Annotated in this window: 15 protein-coding genes and 3 tRNA genes; 6 read left to right on the top strand and 12 right to left on the bottom strand. The window is 67.8% G+C overall.

Translation table 11 applies throughout. From position 1 onward, the window contains the following. Positions 1–125: 125 nt before the first annotated feature. Complete coding sequence (locus tag Tchl_RS18280; protein WP_268810538.1) at positions 126–254, bottom strand: hypothetical protein; 129 nt, start codon at positions 252–254, stop codon at positions 126–128. On the opposite strand from Tchl_RS18280, the gene Tchl_RS12375 reads away from it, so the two are divergent. From Tchl_RS12375 to Tchl_RS12395, 5 genes are read left to right on the top strand one after another with little or no spacing between them, the layout of a single operon-like run. Continuing rightward, complete coding sequence (locus Tchl_RS12375; RefSeq protein ID WP_075148673.1) at positions 253–2,316, top strand: TonB-dependent receptor; 2,064 nt, start codon at positions 253–255, stop codon at positions 2,314–2,316. The two genes, Tchl_RS18280 and Tchl_RS12375, sit on opposite strands and share 2 nt — an antisense overlap. Positions 2,317–2,318: 2 nt before the next feature. Next, positions 2,319–3,467, top strand: coding sequence for an ABC transporter substrate-binding protein (locus Tchl_RS12380; RefSeq protein ID WP_083945228.1), 1,149 nt, complete (start codon positions 2,319–2,321; stop codon positions 3,465–3,467). Then, positions 3,464–4,255: an ABC transporter permease gene (locus tag Tchl_RS12385; RefSeq protein WP_075148675.1), complete on the top strand. Its 792-nt coding sequence runs from the start codon at positions 3,464–3,466 to the stop codon at positions 4,253–4,255. The genes Tchl_RS12380 and Tchl_RS12385 overlap by 4 nt, the downstream gene beginning before the upstream one ends. Continuing rightward, positions 4,252–5,172 carry an ABC transporter ATP-binding protein gene (locus tag Tchl_RS12390; RefSeq protein WP_075148676.1) on the top strand — a complete coding sequence of 307 codons (921 nt, stop codon included), beginning with the start codon at positions 4,252–4,254 and terminating at the stop codon, positions 5,170–5,172. Before Tchl_RS12385 ends, Tchl_RS12390 begins: the two co-directional genes overlap by 4 nt. A 14-nt stretch (positions 5,173–5,186) precedes the next feature. Next, the gene (locus Tchl_RS12395; protein WP_232311581.1) at positions 5,187–6,575 is read left to right on the top strand and encodes an NnrS family protein; all 1,389 of its coding nucleotides are present in this window, start codon (positions 5,187–5,189) and stop codon (positions 6,573–6,575) included. A gap of 13 nt (positions 6,576–6,588) precedes the next feature. On the opposite strand, the gene Tchl_RS12400 is transcribed toward Tchl_RS12395, so the two are convergent. From Tchl_RS12400 to Tchl_RS12450, 11 genes are all read right to left on the bottom strand, one after another. Further along, complete coding sequence (locus Tchl_RS12400) at positions 6,589–7,803, bottom strand: MFS transporter (protein ID WP_075148677.1); 1,215 nt, start codon at positions 7,801–7,803, stop codon at positions 6,589–6,591. A 113-nt stretch (positions 7,804–7,916) separates the two neighbouring features. After that, positions 7,917–9,029, bottom strand: a complete 1,113-nt coding sequence (locus Tchl_RS12405) for a response regulator (RefSeq protein ID WP_075148678.1) — start codon at positions 9,027–9,029, stop codon at positions 7,917–7,919. Beyond that, positions 9,026–13,402, bottom strand: a complete 4,377-nt coding sequence (locus tag Tchl_RS12410; protein WP_083945229.1) for a response regulator — start codon at positions 13,400–13,402, stop codon at positions 9,026–9,028. Before Tchl_RS12410 ends, Tchl_RS12405 begins: the two co-directional genes overlap by 4 nt. Before the next feature lie 313 nt (positions 13,403–13,715). After that, positions 13,716–13,792 (bottom strand) — tRNA-Arg (locus Tchl_RS12415). A 42-nt stretch (positions 13,793–13,834) separates the two neighbouring features. Continuing rightward, positions 13,835–13,911: transfer RNA gene (locus Tchl_RS12420), tRNA-Arg, on the bottom strand. Positions 13,912–13,974: 63 nt separating this feature from the next. Then, a tRNA-Ser gene (locus Tchl_RS12425) sits at positions 13,975–14,062 on the bottom strand. Between the two features lie 104 nt (positions 14,063–14,166). Then, positions 14,167–14,517: a carboxymuconolactone decarboxylase family protein gene (locus Tchl_RS12430; protein ID WP_075148680.1), complete on the bottom strand. Its 351-nt coding sequence runs from the start codon at positions 14,515–14,517 to the stop codon at positions 14,167–14,169. 130 nt (positions 14,518–14,647) lie between these two features. Then, positions 14,648–15,457 carry a GTP cyclohydrolase FolE2 gene (gene folE2, locus Tchl_RS12435; protein ID WP_075148681.1) on the bottom strand — a complete coding sequence of 270 codons (810 nt, stop codon included), beginning with the start codon at positions 15,455–15,457 and terminating at the stop codon, positions 14,648–14,650. 152 nt (positions 15,458–15,609) lie between these two features. Further along, positions 15,610–17,466: a 1-deoxy-D-xylulose-5-phosphate synthase gene (dxs, locus tag Tchl_RS12440; RefSeq protein ID WP_075148682.1), complete on the bottom strand. Its 1,857-nt coding sequence runs from the start codon at positions 17,464–17,466 to the stop codon at positions 15,610–15,612. A gap of 67 nt (positions 17,467–17,533) precedes the next feature. Beyond that, positions 17,534–18,442: a polyprenyl synthetase family protein gene (locus Tchl_RS12445; RefSeq protein ID WP_075148683.1), complete on the bottom strand. Its 909-nt coding sequence runs from the start codon at positions 18,440–18,442 to the stop codon at positions 17,534–17,536. Continuing rightward, positions 18,439–18,699 (bottom strand): exodeoxyribonuclease VII small subunit, encoded by a 261-nt coding sequence (locus tag Tchl_RS12450; RefSeq protein WP_075148684.1) that lies wholly within the window; start codon positions 18,697–18,699, stop codon positions 18,439–18,441. The genes Tchl_RS12445 and Tchl_RS12450 overlap by 4 nt, the downstream gene beginning before the upstream one ends. Before the next feature lie 125 nt (positions 18,700–18,824). Between Tchl_RS12450 and Tchl_RS12455 the strand changes: the two genes are divergently transcribed. Then, the gene (locus Tchl_RS12455) at positions 18,825–19,952 is read left to right on the top strand and encodes an aromatic ring-hydroxylating oxygenase subunit alpha (protein ID WP_075148685.1); all 1,128 of its coding nucleotides are present in this window, start codon (positions 18,825–18,827) and stop codon (positions 19,950–19,952) included. Positions 19,953–19,955: the final 3 nt, after the last annotated feature.

Consider the following 19,955-nt stretch of genomic DNA (forward strand, 5'->3'; position numbering starts at 1 on the left):
GGGCGCGTGCGCATGGCGGAAAGGATACCGGGAAGGAGGCCGGGGGAGACAGGGGGCGCAGGTCCTTGCGTGGCGGTGACGCTGCCGCCGGTCTTTTCCGTCCCGAAATCTCGCGCCGGGATAAATCAATGTTTGATGTTTATCAAATGAAAACAATTCGCGTTATCTGTATTATTGCGCCAGACAATCTGATCCTGTAGGGCAAGCCAGCCGCCGCCAGCCAGCCCCGGTATTTCCTTTTCGGAGCCTTTCATGGTGTTTCGCCTGCGCCCATTAGTCATCGCCATTCTCGGCCTGTCCGCTGCCCCCGCCTTTCATTCCGCCCATGCAGAAGTGCTGCTCGACTCCCAGCTGGTGACTGCCAAGGGCTATGCCGCGGATGCGCAGGACACACCGCAGGCGGTGGAAATCCTGCCTTCACCCGGTGCCAGCGGGGCGGTGGTCGGTGATCTGCTGCGCGGCCAGCCCGGCCTGGCGGTGCAGTCCGACGGCGCCTGGGGGCAGAATCCGGTACTGCGCGGGCAAAAGAAGGAGAGCGTGGTGGTGATGGTCGATGGTCTGCGGGTGAATTCGGCCCAGCCACAGGGAGCGATCGCCTCCTTCCTCGATCTCGGCCTGCTCGAGCGCGCGGAAGTCGTCAAAGGGCCGGGTTCGGTACTGTACGGCAGTGGGGCGATGGGCGGAGTGGTGAACCTGATCACCCCCGCGGCGCGCTTCAGCGCCGAAGACCGGGCGGGTGGGCGGATCGGCCTCGGCGTCGGCAGCGTCGACCGCAGCGTGGCCGGCGCGTTGCTGCTGACGCGCTCGAACCCCGATCATGCGCTGGTACTCGGCGCTGCGGGGCGCGATGTCCACGACTATCGCAGCCCGGACGGGCGCGAGCACCGTACCGGCTACGATTCCGGTTCGCTGCTGGCGAAGTACCGCCACCGCCTCGGCGACGATACCAGCGTGCGCCTGAACCTGCAGCGTCACACCGACCGCGACGTGTGGTATCCGGGCTCGGCGCGCAGCGGTGCGGGGATCCCGAAGCCGCTGGGGGTGGCGACCATCCATTCGCCCGAACAGCGCCGGGAACTCTACGAGCTCGGGGTGGATGCCGCCGTCGGCGACGGGCAGCTGTCCGCAGAGGTCTATCGGCAGGAGGTTTTCCGCCAGATCCGCGCCCATTCCTCGGTCAAGCAGCGTGACTACGTGCGCAACGACGTCACTTTCGTCACCGACGGGGCAAAGGCGAAATACCTGTTCTCCCCTGCGGCGGACCACCTGCTGACGGTCGGTGTCGATGTCTGGAACATGCGCGGCGACCCCGAGCGCTATATCGACAACAACCCGCCCGCGTTCGACAACAACCGGCGCAACGACCCTTTCGACAAGGGGCGCATCAAATCGGCCGGGCTGTTCGTGCAGGACGAGTTCGAACTCGGGGCGACACGGCTCGTGGCCGGTGCGCGCTATGACCGTGTGCGCGGCGACGCCCGGCAGAAGGGTTCGGGGCCGGCGGCGCAGACCAGCGGGCTGGAGAGCACCGATAACAACCTGTCGTGGTCGCTGGGGGCGATCCATCCGTTGTCCGGATCGCTCAACGCCTACGCCAATGTCGGCCGCGCCTATCGTGCAGCCGACATGCGCGAGCGTTTCGAGGACTCGGCGCGCGGCGACGGCTACTACCATGTCGGCAATCCGCAGCTCGACCCCGAAGTGTCGACCAGCGTCGAGCTCGGCCTGAAGGGGCGCGAAGGCCGCTTGCGCTACCAGCTCGCCGCCTTCCATACCCGCATCGACGACTACATCGCCGGCCGGATCACCGGGACGACGCACAGTGCGACCGGGCTTCCCCTCAAGCGCACCGAAAACCTCGACAAAGTTACCATCTACGGCCTCGAAGGCAGTGCCAGCCTGCCGCTGGCGGCGTTCGTGATCGATGGCAGCTTCACCTGGCTGCGCGGCAAGAACCATCAGGACGACGAGCCGCTGTACCAGATGCCGGCCCCTGAGCTGACCCTGGGTATCGGCCAGCCGGCCGAGCGCGGTTTTTACTGGCATGCCCAGCTGCGCGCGGTGGCCGAGCAGGACCGGGTCGCCACCCGGTTTTCCAACGGCACCGAAGATCGCACCGCCGGTTTCGTCACCGCGGATGCCGGATTCGGCTGGCGCTTCGGTCCGGTGGCCGCGTTCGAGGCCGCCAGTGTCGGCGTCACCCTCCGCAACCTGGCCGACAAACGCTATCACGAGCACCTGACCGATGGTGTTTCCGGCAACGAACTGGCCGCGCCCGGGCGCGGCATCGCCCTCAGTCTGAACGGGAGCTTCTAGACATGGAAACAGATCGCTGCAGCCCGCCTCCTGGCGTCTGCTTCGTCGATCGGTCCGCCGCACCCCTGGGGAAGCGCACGCACGGCGAGAACCGTGCCGCGCCGACCAGCGGGCGTGCGCGCCGGGATGCACGGTCAGTCCTTGCAGGGTGGGCGCGGGTCGCATTGCATCTCGGCGTCGTCTGCGCCTTCCTTCTCGTCACCGGCATCGCCTACGCGCAGAAGCTGCCCCGGCTCGTCCTCGCCGGCCCGTCGGCGGCAGTGTCGAACCCGCTGATCCGGATGGTCGATTCGGGGGCGCTCGCCGATGTCGCCGAAGTGGTCGAGTTCGTGCCCTGGCGCGATCCCGATCAGCTGCGGGTGATGGCCCTCGACGGCCGCGCCGACGTGCTGGCGATGCCGACCAACGTTGCCGCCAACCTCTACAACCGCGGCGCGAAACTGCAACTGCTCAATGTCTCGACCTGGGGCGTGCTGTGGCTGGTGTCGCGCGATCCGGCGCTGAAGACGCTCGCCGACCTGCGCGGCAAGGAGCTGGCGATGCCGTTCCGCGGCGACATGCCCGACATCGTGTTGCAGCTTCTGGCTGGCCAGCAGGGGATCGACGTCAAGAAGGAGCTGCGCCTGCGCTACGTCGCCAGCCCGGTCGATGCGATGCAGCTGCTGGTGATGCGCCAGGTCGATCACGCCCTGCTCGCCGAGCCGGCGGCGTCGATGGCGCTGCGCAAGACCGGCTCTTTCCCGCTCAACGTGGTCGCGCCCGAACTGCACCGCAGCATCGATCTGCAGCAGGAATGGGGGCGGGTGTTCGCGCGTGCGGCACGCATTCCGCAGGCCGGGATCGCGGTGATGGGGGCGCTGCGCGAACGCCCCGACGTGGTCGCGCGCATCGAAGCCGAATACGCGCGCGCGCTCGCCTGGTGCCGCGAGCAGGCGGCAGCCTGCGGACAGGCGGTGGCGGCGCGCATCGACCTGCTCAGCGCCGAGGCGGTGGCCGATTCGATCGCGGTCAGCCAGACCGAGGCGGTGCCGGCCGCGGCCGCGCGTGCCGAGCTTGAATTCATGTTCGGCCACCTGCATGCGAAAAATCCCGCGCTGATCGGTGGCAAGCTGCCCGATGACGGCTTCTACGCCGGCGCCGTGCGCCGATGAGCTTGCTGCGCGCCTGGCTCGCCGGACTGCCCGCCTATCTGTGGAGCGGCTGGGGGGCGATCGCCAGCCTGTTCCTGCTCTTTGCCGCCTGGGAGGCGGTCGGCCTCGTGTACGGCGCGCTGGTGCTGCCCGATCCGCGCGCGACCTTTTCCACCCTGTGGCAGCTGATCGACAGCGGCGCGGCCTGGCCTGAGCTGGCGGTCACCGCGCGCCGCGCGCTTACCGGCTATGCCTTGTCGGTGGTCGCCGGCAGTGCGCTGGGCCTCGCCGCCGGGCTGTCGCTGACCGCGTCGATGATGTCGCGCCCGCTCGTCACCGTGCTCATGGGGACACCGCCGATCGCCTGGCTGGTGCTGGCGATGCTGTGGTTCGGCGCGAGCGATGGCACGCCAGTGTTCACCGTGTTCGTCGCCGCCTTCCCGGTGATCTTCATCGGCGCGCTGCAAGGTACGCGCACCCTCGACAACCAGCTCCGCGGCATGGCCGAGGCCTTTCGCCTGCCGCGGCGCATGATGTTTACCGACGTCTATCTGCCGCACCTGGTGTCCTATCTGTTTCCGGCCTGGATCGCAGCCCTCGGCACGGCGTGGAAAGTGGTGGTGATGGCCGAGCTGCTCGCCACCCAGGACGGCGTCGGCGCCGCGCTTGCGGTGTCGCGCTCGCACCTGGATACGGCGGCGACGATGGCCTGGATCAGTGCGGTGGTGGGCCTGCTGCTGATGGTCGAATACCTGGTGCTCGAGCCGGTCAAGCGTGAGCTCGAGCGTTGGCGGGAGCAGGGCGCATGAGGCCCCCGGCGTCCCCCTCCGGCGGGCTCGAGGTCCGCGGCCTGGGCCATGCCTTTGCTCGTGACGAAGTGCTCGCCGGCATCGACTTCCAGGTCCGTGCCGGCGAAGTGCTGGCCCTGGTCGGCCCTTCGGGTTGCGGCAAGACCACGCTGCTCCACCTCGCCGCGGGGCTGCTGAGCGTGCAGCTAGGCGAGGTCGACAACCGCTTCGCCACGACTGCCTTCATGTTCCAGCAGCCTCGTCTGCTGCCGTGGAAGAGTGCGCTCGACAACATCGCGCTCGGCCTGAAGGCGGCCGGAATCGGGCGCGGTGAACGCCACCGGCGGGCCCGTTCGCTGGCGTTGCGCCTCGGACTCGCGCCGCACGATCTCGACAAGTTTCCCCACCAGCTCTCCGGCGGCATGCAGAGCCGGGTCGCGCTGGCGCGTGCGCTCGTGCTCGCGCCCGAGCTGTTGCTGCTCGACGAACCGTTTTCGGCGCTTGACGTCGGGCTCAAGGAAGAGCTCTACCGCCTGCTGCTGGCGCACCAGCGCGAGCGTGGGATGGGGGTACTGATGATCACGCACGACCTGATGGAGGCGGTCCGCCTGTCGGACGCCATTCTCGTCATGGCGCCGGCGCCGGGACGCATCGTGGCGCGCTTCGAGCTTGCTCACCCGGCCGCCGCGCGCGATGACGCGTGGGTGTATCGTCACACCGCCGAGCTGCTTCAGGCGGCGGCGGTGCGCGACAGCTTCGGTCTGCCGGCGGCGGCGGGGGGCGCCTTGGCCGCGCTCGGCGGAAGGGGCGGAGCGCGCCTTCGTGTCGTCGGGGAGCCGGCGGCCGGACATGCGGGGCTCACTCCTTCCGACCTGCGCGTACTCGCCCCTTCCGCGCCGCCCCATGGCGCTGCCGCAGGCAAGCGCTGCGGCATCTGAGCAAGGAATCAACGATGACGATCGAGGCGCCCGTCAACTCCGTCCCCCCCCACTCCGCCGGCCTCCATGGTCGCCGCGGCCCCGCTGCGGCTGCCGCCTCGCCCTTCGCCCGCCTCGCCGCCCTGCCTGTTTTCATGTGCGGTTTCCGTCCCTTCTTTCTCGCCACCGCGGTGTACGGCGCGTTGCTGGTGCTGGTCTGGCTCGTCTTTCTCGGGGCGGGCGGCGCGTTGCCGGCGGTTGTGGGCGGTGCGCTGGTGTGGCACGCCCATGAACTGATGTTCGGGTTCGGGCTGGCGGCGCTGGCGGGCTTCGTCCTGACTGCGGTGCCCGAGTTCACTGCCACGCCGCCCTTCGGGCGCGGCGTGGCAGTGCTCTGCATGCTGCTGTGGGGTGCGGCGAGGGTGGCATTCTGGCTGTCGCCCCTGGCAGGGGACGTGGCAGGGCCGGTGCTTGCGGCGTTGTTCGAAACCGGGTTTGCCCTCGTCCTGCTGGGACTGGTCGCCCCCCGCCTGTGGCGGGATCCGGAACGGCGCCAGCTCGGTTTTCTGTGGGGACTGGCGGCAATGGTGGCGATGGTGGTCGGTTTCCACTTCGATGTCGTGCGCGGGCTTTATCCGATGCGCTGGCTGCTGGCGGCAGTGGGGGTGATGATGACGCTGATCGTGGTCGCGATGAGCCGGATCTCGATGCGCATCGTCAATGATGCCCTCGATGTCGAGCGCGCGCGGCGCACGGCCGGCAGCGGCGGGGGGGTCGCCGATGAGGATCTGCCCGCCTATCGTGCCCGCCCGCCGCGGCGCAACCTGGCGATCTTCGCGATCGCGCTGTACACCGTGGCCGAATTCGCTCTGCCGCACTCGGCGATCGCCGGCTGGGTGGCGCTGGCCGCCGCAGCGGCGGTGTTCAACCTGCTCAACGACTGGCATGTCGGGCGCGCGCTGCTGACGCGCTGGGCATTCATGCTTTACGCGGTGTATTGGCTGCTGGCGCTCGGCTACGGGCTGATCGGGGTGGCGCGACTCGGCCTGCCGGTCGCCGCCAGCGCCGGCCTGCATCTGCTCACCGTGGGGGCGATGGGGCTGTCGGTGTTCGCCGTGTTGTGCATTGCCGGCCGCACCCATGCAGGCTATCCACTGGATCTGCGGCCCTGGGTCGGGGTGGCGGGCATGCTGATCGGGGGCGCTGCCCTGCTGCGTGCGGCGGCGGGGTTTCCCGGGATGCCGGCGCCGGCACTGCAGCTGGCCAGCGGCTTCGCATGGGTGCTGGCCTACGGGCTGGCCGCATTCCGTCTGGGTGTGCTCTTCATCCGAGCGCGGGTGGATGGTGGTGAAGGCTGCGAGGAGATGCGCGTGCCGCCGCCCGCAGCGCACGCTCCGGCGCCCGGGCCGCTCCCGCCGGGGTGAACGACGCCGCCGTTCAGCACAGCGGGGACAGGCGGGGCTGGCGATTGCGGCGCAGCAGCACCAGCACCGCCGCGGCAAGGACGACCTCGACCGCGCCGATGGCGGCGAACACCGCCGGATAAGGCGCGCCCAGCCACAGCGAGAAGGCTGCCAGCAGGCCGCTGCTGAGCAGCGGCCCGGCGGCGAAGCCGAGCGAGCCGGCCATGTTGAAGGCGGCCAGCGCGCTGGCGCGGCAGTCGTCGCCGCCGTAGTGGGTGGCGAGCACCAGCGAAGGGGCGTACATCAGCGCGGCGATCAGCCCGCCTGCGGCCATCGCCGGCACGATCAATGTGTCCGGGAGGACGCCGAGGACGGCGAGGAACACCCCGTACAGCATGCTGCCGCCGATCATCATGGCCATCGGATCCCAGTGCCGCGACAGGCGGCCGGCGGGGTAGGTCAGGATCGAGAACGGGATCAGGAAGGCCGCCATCGCGCCGCCGATCTGGCGCGCATCGAAACCGACCACCAGGCCGAGGTAGAGCGACAGCGTGGACACGATGAAGCCCACCGTCAGCCGGTCGACGAAAGAGAAGGCGAGCGGAATCAGCAGCGCCCGGCGGCCGCGCAGGGTGGTGAGGATGTCCGCAATCGACAGGCGCGCGCGCGCGCCGGCGGTGTCGGCCAGGCCGAAGTAGCCCAGTGCCGCGAGCAGCAGTGACAGCAGGCCGCCCCCGAGCGGCACCCACAGCGGCTCGATGCCGCCGACCACCCCGCCCAGCGGTGCGCCACTGGCCACGCCCAGGCTGATCGAGGCGCCGACCGCGCCCATGCGCGCGCCGAGCCCGGCCCGGCCGACGTGGTCGGCTCCCAGCGCCATCAGCAGCGACAGCGCCGACATGTGGGCGAAGCCCTCGATCAGGCGCAGCGCGAGCAGGACGGCGTAGCTGTCGGCGTAGCGGTAGGCCCAGGCGATGCCGAGCAGGCTCAGCCCGTTCGCCGCCAGCGCTGCCACCGCCAGCGTCCGGCGCCGTCCCAGGCGGTCGGACAGCAGCCCGGCGAGGGGCGCGCCGAGCAGCGCGCCGACCATGTTGACCGACATGAACAGATGGCTGGCGAACTGGCCGAGGCCGGGAAAGCGCTGCACGGTGAAATCGGACAGCACCGGCACCATCGCGGTGACCGGCAGCATCAGGCCGTAGAGCAGCAGCAGCGGGAGCAGGGTTGGAAACGGGAAAGGCTTGATCATGGGAGGCCTGCTGCCGGGCGGGTGGCCGCGTGCGGCCCGGTTCGATGAAGCCGTGATGATACGCCGGGCGCGGCCCGTTCGCCCCGGCTCTACGCCGGAGCCGGGGGGCTTGCTCAGTCGTGGTCGGCGAAACTGGCGGCGATTGCGCGGAAATCTTCCTGGATGGCGAGGAAGGCATCGAGCACGTCGGGGTCGAAATGGCGGCCGCGCCCCGCGCGCATGATCGCGACGGCCTCCTCGTGGCTCATCGCCGCCTTGTAGACGCGCCTGCTGATCAATGCGTCATAGACGTCGGCGACTGCCATCAGCCGTGCCGAGATCGGAATGGCGTCGCCGGCGAGGCTCTGCGGGTAGCCCGAGCCGTCCCATTTTTCCTGGTGGCAGAGGGCGATTTCCTTGGCCGGGCGGAGGAATTCGAGCTCCGTGCCGAGCGCGCGTTCGGCGCGGACGATCGATTCGTAGCCGATCGTGGTGTGGGTCTTCATGATCTCGAATTCTTCCGGGGTCAACCGTCCGGGCTTGAGCAGGATGTGGTCGGGAATGCCGACCTTGCCGATGTCGTGGAGCGGGGCGGACTTGAACAGCAGGCGGATGTAGTCGTCGTTGAGCTGGGCGGCGAAGCGCGGATGACCCTGCAGCTGTTCGGCCAGGCGCCGCACGTAGCGCTGGGTGCGCAGGATGTGGTTGCCGGTTTCGTCGTCGCGGGTTTCGGCCATCGAGGACATCGCCAGCACGGTGACATCCTGGATCGCTTCGACCTCGCGGGTGCGGCGCGCCACTTCGGCTTCGAGATAGGCCGCCTTGTCGCGCAGGAAATCGGCCGAGGCTTTCAGCAGCAGCTGGGTGCGCACCCGTGCGAGCACGATCGGCGCACTGATCGGCTTGGTGATGTAGTCCGCCGCCCCCAGCTGGAGGCCGAGCGCTTCGTCTTCTTCTTCGGATTTGGCGCTGAGGAAGATCACCGGCAGGTCGCGCGTGGCCGGGGTCGCGCGGAGCCGGCGCAGGACCTCATAGCCGTCCATGCCCGGCATCATGATGTCGAGCAGGATCAGGTCCGGGTGCTGGCCCTCCTCGAGCAGGCGCAAGGCGCGCTCGCCGCTGTTGGCGACGATGACCCGGTACCGGCTGCCGAGCAGCGTGCTCATCAGCGTCAGGTTCAGCGGCGTGTCATCGACCACCATGAGGGTCGATGTCGGTAAGGCGGGGGTTTGATCGGCCGTGTTCATCGGGCGTCTCCGGCGTGGTCAGCCTGCGCTGGCAGGTGGGGGTGCAGCAAGGCGAGGGCGGTGTCGTAGTCGAAATCGCGAGTGGCCTGGCTGAGCGCGGCATGTTCGGCGCCGAGCGCGGCACGCAAGGTCTCGGCATGGTCGACGACCCACTGCCGTGCGGCGGGGCTGCCGCTGGCGAGCAGGCGGTGGAGGGGGGCGAGATCGGCGGCCGTGCCGGCAAACGCTGCCTCGCATGGTGCGCGAACGCTATTTGTCGCGACGGTAATGCGGGCGCCGTGGCCGGTGGGGGGAAGGGCCGCGGCGAGGTCGTGCAGCAGGCTCTCGAGCGTACTGCCGAGCGCCTCGACCTGGAGCCGGAGGGGCGCGGGAGCGGCCGGATCGCGCCCCTCGCGCAGGCTTTGCTCGAGCGCCGCCGCGCGCTGCTCGAGCCCGACCGCGCCCAGGTTGGCGGCGACGCCTTTCAGGGTGTGGGCGAGATGGCGCACGCTGTGGTGGTCGCCGTCCTCGAGCGCGCGGCGCAGCTGCTCGGCGCTGCCGCGCTGCTGGCGGATGAACTGTTCGAGGAGTTCGCGGTACAGGCCGGCCTGGCCCAGGCAGCGTTCGAGGCCGAGCGCCGGATCGAGCCCGGCCACCGGATGATCGAGGAGGCCCGCGGCCGGAAGCGGCGGGGAAGCCTTGGCGGAGGGCGGGGCGTTCGCGGCGGATCGGCGACCCGGAAGCCAGCGCAGCAGCGCGGTCCACAGCTGGTCCGGGTCGATCGGCTTGGTGACGAAGTCGTTCATGCCAGCTTCGAAGCAGCGCTGGCGGTCTTCGGTCAGTGCGTTGGCGGTCATCGCGATGATCGGCAGGGTGGCGAAGCCGGGCAGGGTGCGGATCGCGCGCGTAGCCTGCAGACCGTCCATCACCGGCATCTGCATGTCCATCAGGATCACATCGAAGTCCGCTCCCGCCTGCAGGAGGGCAACGGCCTGGTGGCCGTCGACCGCGCTCGTGACCGCGAAGCCGGCATCCTCGAGCAGGTTGGATGCGACTTCGCGGTTGATCTCGTTGTCTTCCACCAGCAGCAGCCGAGTGCCGTCGAAGCGCGTCAATCGCGCTTCGGAGGGGTCGGCATGCTCCACCCTCGCTGCCGTTCCGGGACGGGAGCGGTGCAGCAGCCGGATCATGGCGTCGAACAGATCGGACGGTGTCAGCGGCTTGGTGACGATGGCGGTGATGCCGGCTTCGCGGGCGGTCTGTTCGTCGATCTCGTTGCCGAAGCCGGTCACCATCATCAGGTACGGGGCTTGTTGCAAGCGCTGGGCCCGGATCGTGCGTGCCGTCTCCAGCCCGTCCATGCCGGGCATCCGCTGGTCGAGGCAGACGAGGAGAAAGGGCGCTGCATCGGCATCGGCCTGGCGGACGGCGTGCACCGCCGCGGCGCCATCGGCGGCGCAGTCGACGCGGAAATGGAGTTGTTCGAGCATGCGGGCCAGCACCTGGCGTGCGGTGTGGTTGTCGTCGACGACCAGCACCCGGCGGCCGCGCAGCTCGGTGCCGGGCAACAGGGCGCGCGGCGGGCGCTCCGCTTCGTCCACCCAGGCGGTGAACCAGAACGTGCTGCCCTCTCCGACGCGGCTATCGACGCCCACCTCGCCCCCCATCCGCTGTGCCAGCCGTTGCGCGATCGACAGGCCCAGCCCGGTGCCGCCGTAGCGGCGCGTAATCGAGGCATCACCCTGCTCGAAGGGCCGGAACAGCCGGGCCTGCTGTTCGGGGCTCATGCCGATGCCGGTGTCGCGCACGCTGAAGTGCAGCTGCAGGCGCGGGCCTGTGCGTTCGCGCACGCCCACGCGCACTTCGATCTCGCCCTGTTCGGTGAATTTCACTGCATTGTTGGCGAAATTGATCAGTACCTGGCCCAGACGCAGGGGGTCGCCCACCAGCCACAGGGGCACGTCGGGGGTGGTTTCGAACACCAGCTCCAGCCCCTTGGCCGCCGCTTTTTCCGCAATCACGCTGGCCAGTTTGTCGAGCAGGTCGTCGATGGCGAATTCGGTGTGCTCCAGCTCCAGCTTGCCGGCCTCGATCTTCGACAGGTCGAGGATGCCGTTGATGATCTCGAGCAGATGCCGGCCCGCGCTCTGGATCCGGCTCAGATAGTCGTGCTGGCGGGGGCTGAGTTCGGTGCGCAGGGCAAGGTGGGTCATGCCCAGGATGGCGTTCATCGGGGTGCGGATTTCATGGCTCATGTTGGCGAGGAATTCCGATTTCAGCCGGGTGGCCGACTCGGCCATTGCCTTGCCCTCGCGCAGCGCCTCGGCGGCGGCGTGTTCCTGCTCGATGTCTTCGATGATTCCGAGCACGCCCTTTTCGGGTGCGTCGCGGTCGAGCAACTGGCCGGTCAGGCGCGCCCAGAACAGGCTGCCGTCGCGGCGCCTCAGCTGCTGTTCGCGGCAGTGGCGCTCGCCCCGCGACATCGCGGCGTCGGCCGGGGCGGATTCGCGTTCGTAGGTGGCGTCGTCCGGATACCACACCCGGGTCGGCAATCCGGTGAGCGTTCCCGGCGCGTAGCCGAGCAGCGTTTCGAGATAGCGATTGCAGCGCAGGATCCTGCGCTCGCACATCAGCACGATGCCGACTGGCGCGGAGTCGAACAGGGCCGCCTGTTCTTCGATCAGCTTTTCGAGTTCGGTCGTCGTCGCCTGCAACTGTGCGGTGCGCTCGGCCACCAGTTCCTGCAGCTGCCGGCGGTAACGCTCGAGCTCGTCGGCTTGCTTTTTTTGCTCGGTGATGTCCTGCACGGTGCCAATCATGCGTGCGCCCGCGCCGTCGCTGCGGTGGACTTCGGCATGGACCTGGACGTGGCGGAGGCCCCCGTCCGGGAGCACGATCCGGTAGTCCACCGCGAGCGCTGCGGCGGTGCGCAGGCTCTGCGCGAAGTGCTCGCGTACGCGCTCGCGGTCATCGGCGTGGATGCGTTCCTGAATCGTTTTCAGGGGCGGTGTGCGGCTGTTCGGGTCGAGCTGGTAGATGGCTTCGACCTGGTCGCTGAAGCACAGCGTGCGGGTGGTGGTGTCGAATTCCCAGTGTCCGAGGCGGGCGATGCGTTCGGCTTCGGTCAGCCGTGCCAGGCTGGCCTCGAGGGCGTCCTGGGCCTGGAGGTAGGCGGTCATGTCGCGGGCGATGCCGAGCACTCCGACCGCCTTGCCGTGTGCATCGCAGATCGGCGTGCGGATCGTCTCCGCCCGCTCGCGGTGGCCGTCGCTGGCGAAATGGAGCGCCTCCACGGTACGTATCGGATGGCCTGCGGCGAGTACCGCGAGCTCGTGCCGGCGAAAGCGTGCGGCCTGTTCGGGATCGGCGGGGTTGGCATCGGTGCCGCCGGTGACATCCTTTGCCCGGGGGCCGAAAAGGGCGCTGGCGCGCGGGTTGCAGGCCAGGAAACGCCCTTCGGCATCCTTCAGCCAGACCGGATCGGGAATCGCGTCGATCACCGACTTCAGGCGCGCTTGTTCGTGTTCGAGATCCCGCGTGCGCCGGAGTACCAGCCCGCGCAGCGAGCGCACCCACAGCAGCAGCAACAGCGCCAGCCCGGACAGGGCGGCGGCGGCGATTCCCAGCGGTCTCAGCCATCGGCTCCAGTCGGTGGCGGTCGCAAGCCATTTTTTTTCGAGCGCCGCCTTTTCCTGGGCGCTGATCGCCGCCATGCCGCGTTCGACCAGGGCGAGGGTGGCGTGCTCGCCTTTGCGCACGGCGCGGCGGAACTGGCCGCGGTACAGCTCGAAGGCCTTGACGAAGTCAAGATGCGCGCCGCGCTGGTAGAGGTAGAACGCGGCCGGGTATTCATCCAGGCAGAATAGCTTGACGTCGCCGGCGGTGGCGGCGTCGAGCAGGGATGCATATTCCGGATAGCGCTGCAGGGAGCCGATTCCCCGGGCGCTCAGATGCTCGACGCAGGCATCGCCGGCCTGTACACCGATCTGAAAGCCGCGCAAGGCCTGCGCCTCGGTGATCCCGGCGATGGAGGCGTGGCGGTAGATGGCGACCGGTACTTCGGCGTAGGGGGGCGAAAAATCATAGTCGGGCGCACGCTCCGGAGTGTGGAAGATCATGTCGATCACATCCGCTTCGCCGCGCAGCAGCATTTTCTGGGCATCGCTCCAGCGCGTGGCGGTGAGGCGGACGGGAATTCCGGTGCGCGCCGCCCAGAGCTGCCACAGTTCGACCAGGTAGCCGGTGTCGCGGCCGCGGGCGTCCTTGTACAGGTAGGGCGGATAGTTGTCGTCGGTGACGACGTGCAGCTCGCGCGGCTGTGCCAGCGCGACCGTGGTCACCGCATACAGCGTGAGGATGACCCACACCGTGGAGAGCATGCGCACAGCAGTCATGGCCAGAATGTCATCAGGAGCCGTCGTGAGCTCTCACTGCCGGAAATCCTCCGGCAATGTCTTGGATCAAGAATAAACCAGGATGCATCATTCTGGCATGGATCGGGATCCGGCGTATGAAAAACATCCGCGATGAACGGGCTTGGCGGGCTACGCTCCTGGCGGTCCGGCGGAACGTGTCGGCATGCGGGGGCGAGTGGAGAGCGCAGGCGCCGGCGGGGGAGGCCGCGGGGGGAAGGCGCACGGCATGGTGAATGCGGCGCTGAAAACGAAACCGGGCACTTCCGAAGAAGTGCCCGGTGCCGGGAAAGACTGGCGCGCCCGGAAGGATTCGAACCTCCTACCCCCTGGTTCGTAGCCAGGTACTCTATCCAGATGAGCTACGGGCGCGTTGCCGAAGTCGTTTAGAGCCCGATATCGGAAGGCTGTGTCTGGCGCGCCCGGAAGGATTCGAACCTCCTACCCCCTGGTTCGTAGCCAGGTACTCTATCCAGATGAGCTACGGGCGCTTTTTGCTGCGACTGCGAAGGAGCGGCATTATAGCGTCTAATTACGCTTCTTCAACAGGTATTTGGCGGAGAGGGTGGGATTCGAACCCACGGTACCTTGCGGTACGCCTGATTTCGAGTCAGGTACATTCGACCACTCTGCCACCTCTCCGCTCGAAGGTCGGCATTATAGTGAATCCACTGGAAATGTGAACGTCTATTTGCCGTCGCCCGAAAAATCATACCGGGTGGTGCGGTGCGCCGCCCGGAGCGGGGTCAAGCGCTTCCGGGCAGCATTTCCTCGTAGGCGCGCACCGCTTCGGCGGCGTACATCAGGGCCGGGCCCCCGCCCATGTAGGTGCATACGCCCAGGGTTTCCATGATCTGCTCGCGGCTGGCGCCGAGGCGGATCAGGGCCTTGACGTGAAAGCCGATGCAGGCGTCGCAGCGCTGGGTCACGGCGATGGCGAGGGCGATCAGTTCCTTGTGCAGCTCGCTGAGGGCACCGTCCTGCAGCGAGCTTTTCGCCATCGCACCGAAACTGGTCATGGTTTGGGGGATTTCCCGGCGCAGCGTGCCGAGGGCTTTGGAAACGTCGGAAGTGATCTGGACAAAGGATTTGGACATCGTGGCTGTTCCGTATTTAAGGAAACGCTTATTTTACGATGTCCTGTGCACTGTTGCCATCCCGCATGGCCGGGCGGGCGAGCCGGCGGTGGTCGCGGTTGATGCCGCTACGGCGGCAGCTGGGCGCCGTTCAGGCCGCGCTGCGCTTGTCGCGCTCGATCAGGGCGTAGGCCGAATGGTTGTGGATCGACTCGAAGTTTTCCGATTCGACGACGTAGGCGTCGATACGCGCTTCCTGGTCGAGGCTGGCGGCGAGGTCGCGGACCATGTCTTCGACGAACTTGGGGTTGTCGTAGGCGCGCTCGGTGACCCATTTTTCGTCGGGGCGCTTGAGCAGGCCGAAGAGTTCGCAGGAAGCCTGGTTTTCGACCAGCTGCACCAGGTCCTCGATCCACAGGTGGTCGTTGAGCACGGCGGTGACGGTAACGTGCGAGCGCTGATTGTGCGCACCGTAGGCGGAGATCTTCTTCGAGCACGGGCACAGGCTGGTCACCGGCACCACCACCTTGATGGTGAATTCGTAGTGCCCGTCGTCGTCGATCGAGCCGATGAAGCAGACTTCGTAATCCATCAGGCTCTGCACCCCGGATACCGGTGCGGTCTTGTTGATGAAGTAAGGGAAGCTCATCTCGACATGGCCGGCTTCGGCTTCGAGACGCTCGACCATCGCGCGCAGCATCGGTTCGAAGGATTCGACCGAGATTTCGCGCTCGTTGCCGTTGAGGATGTCGACGAAGCGCGACATGTGGGTGCCCTTGAAATTGTGCGGCAACCCGACGTACATGTTGAAGCTCGCCACCGTGTGCTGCACGCCGCCGCATTTGTCGGCGACCTTGACCGGGTGGCGGATCGACTTGATGCCGACCTTGTTGATCGCGATCCGGCGGCTGTCCGCGCTGTTCTGTACGTCGGGGATGGCGTGGTCGGTGGGGGCGTTCATGTCGGTTCTCTGCGGATTGGGGGGTTGTGCAATCGAGTTGCACTAACTTTGAATGGTAGCTTTCCCGACCAATTCACTCAACTTCTTCGGGCGTGTGGTGCCGGGGGAAGGCATTTGCGCCCGCGGATGCGGGCGGTGGAGCGGAAGGGCGCTCAGCGTGGGTGGATGCGCGCGATGCTGGCGAGGATACCGGCCTTGTCGAGGCCGACGGAGGCGAGCAGGCGGGCCTGGTCGCCATGATCGATGAAGTGGTCGGGCAGGCCCAGGCGCAGCATCCGCGGGCGGGCCTCGAGGCCGTCGACGATGCGCGCGACTTCGGCGCCGACGCCGCCGACGACGGCGTTTTCCTCGAGGGTCACGAGCACGTCGTGGTCGGCGGCGAGGGTGGCGACCAGCGCTTCGTCGAGCGGCTTGACGAAGCGCATGTTGGCCACCGTGGCGTCGATCTCCTCGGCCACCTCGCGGGCGACGCCGACCATGCTGCCGAAGGCGAGCAGGGCGATGCGCGTGCCGTTGCGCAGCACTTCACCCTTGCCGATCGGCAGGGCGGTCATTTCCGCGGCCAGGGTCACCCCGCTGCCGCCGCCGCGCGGGTAGCGCACTGCGCTCGGGCCTTCGTGGCGCACCGCGGTGTACAGCATCTGGCGGCATTCGTTTTCATCGGCCGGAGCCATGACCACCATGTTGGGGATGCAGGTCAGATAGGACAGGTCGAAGGCGCCGTGGTGGGTCGCGCCGTCGGCCCCGACCAGGCCGCCGCGGTCGATGGCGAACACCACCTGCAGGTTCTGCAGGGCGACGTCGTGGATCAGCTGGTCGTAGGCGCGCTGGAGGAAGGTCGAATAGATCGCCACCACCGGCACCAGGCCTTCGCAGGCGAGGCCGGCGGCGAAGGTGACCGCATGCTGCTCGGCGATGCCGACGTCGAAGTAACGCTCGGGGTATTCCTGGGCGAAGCGCACCAGGCCCGAGCCTTCACGCATCGCCGGGGTGATGCCGACGATGCGCGGGTCGGCTTTCGCCATGTCGCACAGCCAGTCGCCGAACACCTGGGTGTAGGTGAGCGTGCTGCTGCCCTTGGCGGCCTGGATGCCGGCGGTGTGGTCGAACTTGGACACCCCGTGATACAGGATCGGATCGGCTTCGGCGAGCTTGTAGCCCTGGCCCTTGCGGGTGATCACGTGGAGGAACTGCGGCCCCTTCAGCTTCTTCAGGTTGTGCAGGGTGGGAATCAGCGCGTCGAGGTCGTGGCCGTCGATCGGGCCGTAGTAGTGGAAGCCGAATTCCTCGAACAGGGTGCCCGGGCTGATCATGCCTTTGGCGTACTCCTCGACCTTGCGCGCGAGCTCGGCCACCGGCGGTGCCATGCCCAGCACTTTTTCGCCGACGCGGCGCGCGGTGTTGTAGGTCGAGCCCGACAGCATCCGCGCGAGGATCTTGGTGAGGGCGCCGACCGGCGGCGAGATCGACATCTCGTTGTCGTTGAGGATGACCAGCAGGTTGAGGTCTTCCATGTCGCCGGCGTTGTTGAGGGCCTCGAAGGCCATCCCCGCCGACATCGCGCCGTCGCCGATCACGGCGATCGCATGGCGGTCTTCCTTGCGTGCGCGGGCGGCGACCGCCATGCCGAGCGCGGCCGAGATCGACGTCGATGAATGGGCCGTGCCGAAGGTGTCGTACTCGCTCTCGCAGCGCCGCGGGAAGCCGGAAATGCCGCCCCAGTGGCGCAGCCTGCCCATCGCCTCGCGACGTCCGGTCAGCACCTTGTGGCCGTAGGTCTGGTGGCCGACGTCCCACACGATGCGGTCGTGCGGGGTGTTGAACACGTGATGCAGCGCGATCGTGAGCTCGACCGTGCCGAGGTTGGAGGACAGGTGGCCGCCGGTCTTCGAGACCGACTCGATCAGGAAGGCACGCAGCTCGCTGGCGATCGCCGCCAGCTCGCGGCGCTCGCGTGTGCGCAGATCGGCGGGTTTGGCGATGCGTTCCAGGTTGGGGTAGGGGGCCATTGGCGGTCCGGGGTCAATGCTTCTGTTCGGTGGGCAGCAGGGGCAGAACCGTGAATGCGGCAGGTACTCAGAACGCGCGATGCACGATGTAGTCGGCGAGGGCGCCGAGGCGGGCGGCCCGTGCGCCGAAGGGGGCGAGGGTGGTGCGCGCGTCGACGAGCATTTCTTCGGCCAGGCGACGGGCGTCGGCCAGGCCGAGCAGGCTGACGTAGGTCGGTTTGTTCTGTTCCGCGTCCTTGCCGGCGGTCTTGCCCAGGGTGGCGGTGTCGGCCTCGGCGTCGAGGATGTCGTCGACGACCTGGAACAGCAGGCCGACCACTTTTGCATAGTGATCGAGGCGCGCCAGCTCGTCGGCGCCGAGGCCGCGCCCGCAGTGGGCGCCGAGCAGCACCGCGGCGCGGATCAGGGCGCCGGTCTTGTGGATGTGCATGGCCTCGAGCTCCGCGCGGCTGAGCTGCCGGCCCACCGCAGCCAGGTCGATGGCCTGACCGCCGGCCATGCCGCGCGAACCGGCGGCGGCGGCGAGCCGGGCGAGCATCGCAAGCTGAGCCGAGGGCGTGTCGCACATCGGCGTTTCGGCCAGGACCTGAAAGGCGAGGGCCTGCAGGGCATCGCCCACCAGGAGCGCGGTGGCCTCGTCGTACTCGACATGGACGGTGGGCTTGCCGCGGCGCAGCACGTCATCGTCCATGCACGGCATGTCGTCATGCACCAGCGAATAGGCGTGGATCAGCTCGACGGCGCAGGCGGCGCGGTCGACGATTTCGGGCGCGGCTCCAGCGAGCTCGCCGGCCGCATGGGCGAGCAGCGGGCGGATGCGCTTGCCGCCGCCGAGCGTGGCGTAGCGCATCGCCTCGTGCAGGCGCCGGGGGGTGATCGACGGCTCGGGCAACAAGGCGGCGAGCGCGGTCTCGGTGCGCTGCTGCACATCCCTCATCCAGTCGGCGAAAGCCGGGCTGCGGTCCGGGTCGTTCATGCGCCTTCTCCTTCTTCGCTGTCGCGCAGGCCTTCGGGCTGGAAATCGGACAGGCCTTCACCCTCGAGCATCTTCACGCGCTGTTCGGCGTCGGCGAGAGTGGTCTGACAGTATCGCAGCAGCTGCGTGCCACGTTGGTAGCGCGCGAGCGCGTCTTCGAGCGCGAGCGTGCCCGCTTCCATCTCCTGGACGATGCTCTCCAGCTCGGAAACCGCGGCTTCGAACGACTTGGGGGAAGAGGACGCCGACTTTGGCATGGATCGATATCTGGCGCGGTAAAAGCGGAAAAATAACCGAAGGCGGGTCTGGCGGTCAAACGGACGGTGTCTTAAACTAATTCGTTTATTTTCCGGATATTTGTCCGCGCGAGGAGGAGTCGGGGATGTCCGACATCGGCGCCAAGGGGCAACTGGCGCAGGCTGTTTCGCAGCTGCCTGTTTCCTGGTACTTCGACGAAAAGATCTTCGAGCAGGAAAAAAAGCTGCTGTTCGATGCCGGTCCGGGCTATACGGGCCATGAGCAGATGGTTCCCGAAATCGGTAGTTACCGCTCGCTCGAATGGCTGGACCATTCGAAGCTGCTGGTCCGCACCGAGGCCGGTGTGCACCGGATGTCGAACATCTGCCGCCATCGTCAGGCGATCATGCTGCAGGGCAGCGGCACGACCTCGCGCGTGACCTGTCCGATCCATCGCTGGAACTACGACCTCCAGGGGACGTTGGTGGGCGCGCCGCACTTTCGGGAAAAGCCCTGCCTGAACCTGCGCCGCGATGCGCTCGAAAGCTGGCATGGCCTGCTGTTCAAGGGGCCGCGCTCGCCCCGCGCCGATCTGGCCGGCATGGAGATGGCGCCGGCGCTCGATTTCTCCGGCTTCAAGCTCGATCGGGTGGAGATCCACCGCTGCAATTACAACTGGAAAACCTTCATCGAGATCTATCTCGAGGACTACCACGTCGTGCCCTTCCACCCCGGGCTGGGACGCTTCGTCACCTGCCGGGACCTGAGCTGGCAGTTCGGCGACTGGTATTCGGTCCAGCGTGTCGGTCTCGCATCGCTGGACAAGCCCGGGTCTGCCGCCTATGCCCGCTGGCACGAAGCGGTGCTCGCCCGCTACGGCGACAGAAAGCCGGAGCATGGCGCGATCTGGCTCACCTACTACCCCAACGTGATGGTCGAGTGGTATCCCCAGGTGCTGGTGGTAAGCACGCTGGTGCCGACCGCGGTCGACCAGACCACCAACGTCGTCGAGTTCTACTACCCGGAAGACCTCGTCGCATCGGGGCGTGCATTCATCGAGGCCGAGCAGGCGGCCTACATGGAAACCGCGATCGAGGACGACGAGATCGGCGAGCGCATGGACCGCGGGCGCCGGGCGCTGCTCGAGGAAGGGCGCAACGAGATCGGCCCGTACCAGTCACCCTATGAAGACGGGATGAAGCACTTCCACCAGTTCTACCGCCGGATCATGGCGCCGCACATCGGCGGGAGCGGCAGCGCGGCGCAGGAGTGAGTC

It is taken from the genome of Thauera chlorobenzoica, assembly GCF_001922305.1.
Classification (GTDB): domain Bacteria; phylum Pseudomonadota; class Gammaproteobacteria; order Burkholderiales; family Rhodocyclaceae; genus Thauera; species Thauera chlorobenzoica.

Excerpts from the sequence above, each read along its gene's own strand:
- Tchl_RS12375 (WP_075148673.1), top strand. The coding sequence starts at position 253 with ATGGTGTTTCGCCTGCGCCCATTAGTCATCGCCATTCTCGGCCTGTCC.
- Tchl_RS18280 (WP_268810538.1), bottom strand. The coding sequence starts at position 254 with ATGAAAGGCTCCGAAAAGGAAATACCGGGGCTGGCTGGCGGCGGCTGG.
- Tchl_RS12380 (WP_083945228.1), top strand. The coding sequence starts at position 2,319 with ATGGAAACAGATCGCTGCAGCCCGCCTCCTGGCGTCTGCTTCGTCGAT.
- Tchl_RS12385 (WP_075148675.1), top strand. The coding sequence starts at position 3,464 with ATGAGCTTGCTGCGCGCCTGGCTCGCCGGACTGCCCGCCTATCTGTGG.
- Tchl_RS12390 (WP_075148676.1), top strand. The coding sequence starts at position 4,252 with ATGAGGCCCCCGGCGTCCCCCTCCGGCGGGCTCGAGGTCCGCGGCCTG.
- Tchl_RS12395 (WP_232311581.1), top strand. The coding sequence starts at position 5,187 with ATGACGATCGAGGCGCCCGTCAACTCCGTCCCCCCCCACTCCGCCGGC.
- Tchl_RS12400 (WP_075148677.1), bottom strand. The coding sequence starts at position 7,803 with ATGATCAAGCCTTTCCCGTTTCCAACCCTGCTCCCGCTGCTGCTGCTC.
- Tchl_RS12405 (WP_075148678.1), bottom strand. The coding sequence starts at position 9,029 with ATGAACACGGCCGATCAAACCCCCGCCTTACCGACATCGACCCTCATG.
- Tchl_RS12410 (WP_083945229.1), bottom strand. The coding sequence starts at position 13,402 with ATGACTGCTGTGCGCATGCTCTCCACGGTGTGGGTCATCCTCACGCTG.
- Tchl_RS12430 (WP_075148680.1), bottom strand. The coding sequence starts at position 14,517 with ATGTCCAAATCCTTTGTCCAGATCACTTCCGACGTTTCCAAAGCCCTC.
- folE2 (WP_075148681.1), bottom strand. The coding sequence starts at position 15,457 with ATGAACGCCCCCACCGACCACGCCATCCCCGACGTACAGAACAGCGCG.
- dxs (WP_075148682.1), bottom strand. The coding sequence starts at position 17,466 with ATGGCCCCCTACCCCAACCTGGAACGCATCGCCAAACCCGCCGATCTG.
- Tchl_RS12445 (WP_075148683.1), bottom strand. The coding sequence starts at position 18,442 with ATGAACGACCCGGACCGCAGCCCGGCTTTCGCCGACTGGATGAGGGAT.
- Tchl_RS12450 (WP_075148684.1), bottom strand. The coding sequence starts at position 18,699 with ATGCCAAAGTCGGCGTCCTCTTCCCCCAAGTCGTTCGAAGCCGCGGTT.
- Tchl_RS12455 (WP_075148685.1), top strand. The coding sequence starts at position 18,825 with ATGTCCGACATCGGCGCCAAGGGGCAACTGGCGCAGGCTGTTTCGCAG.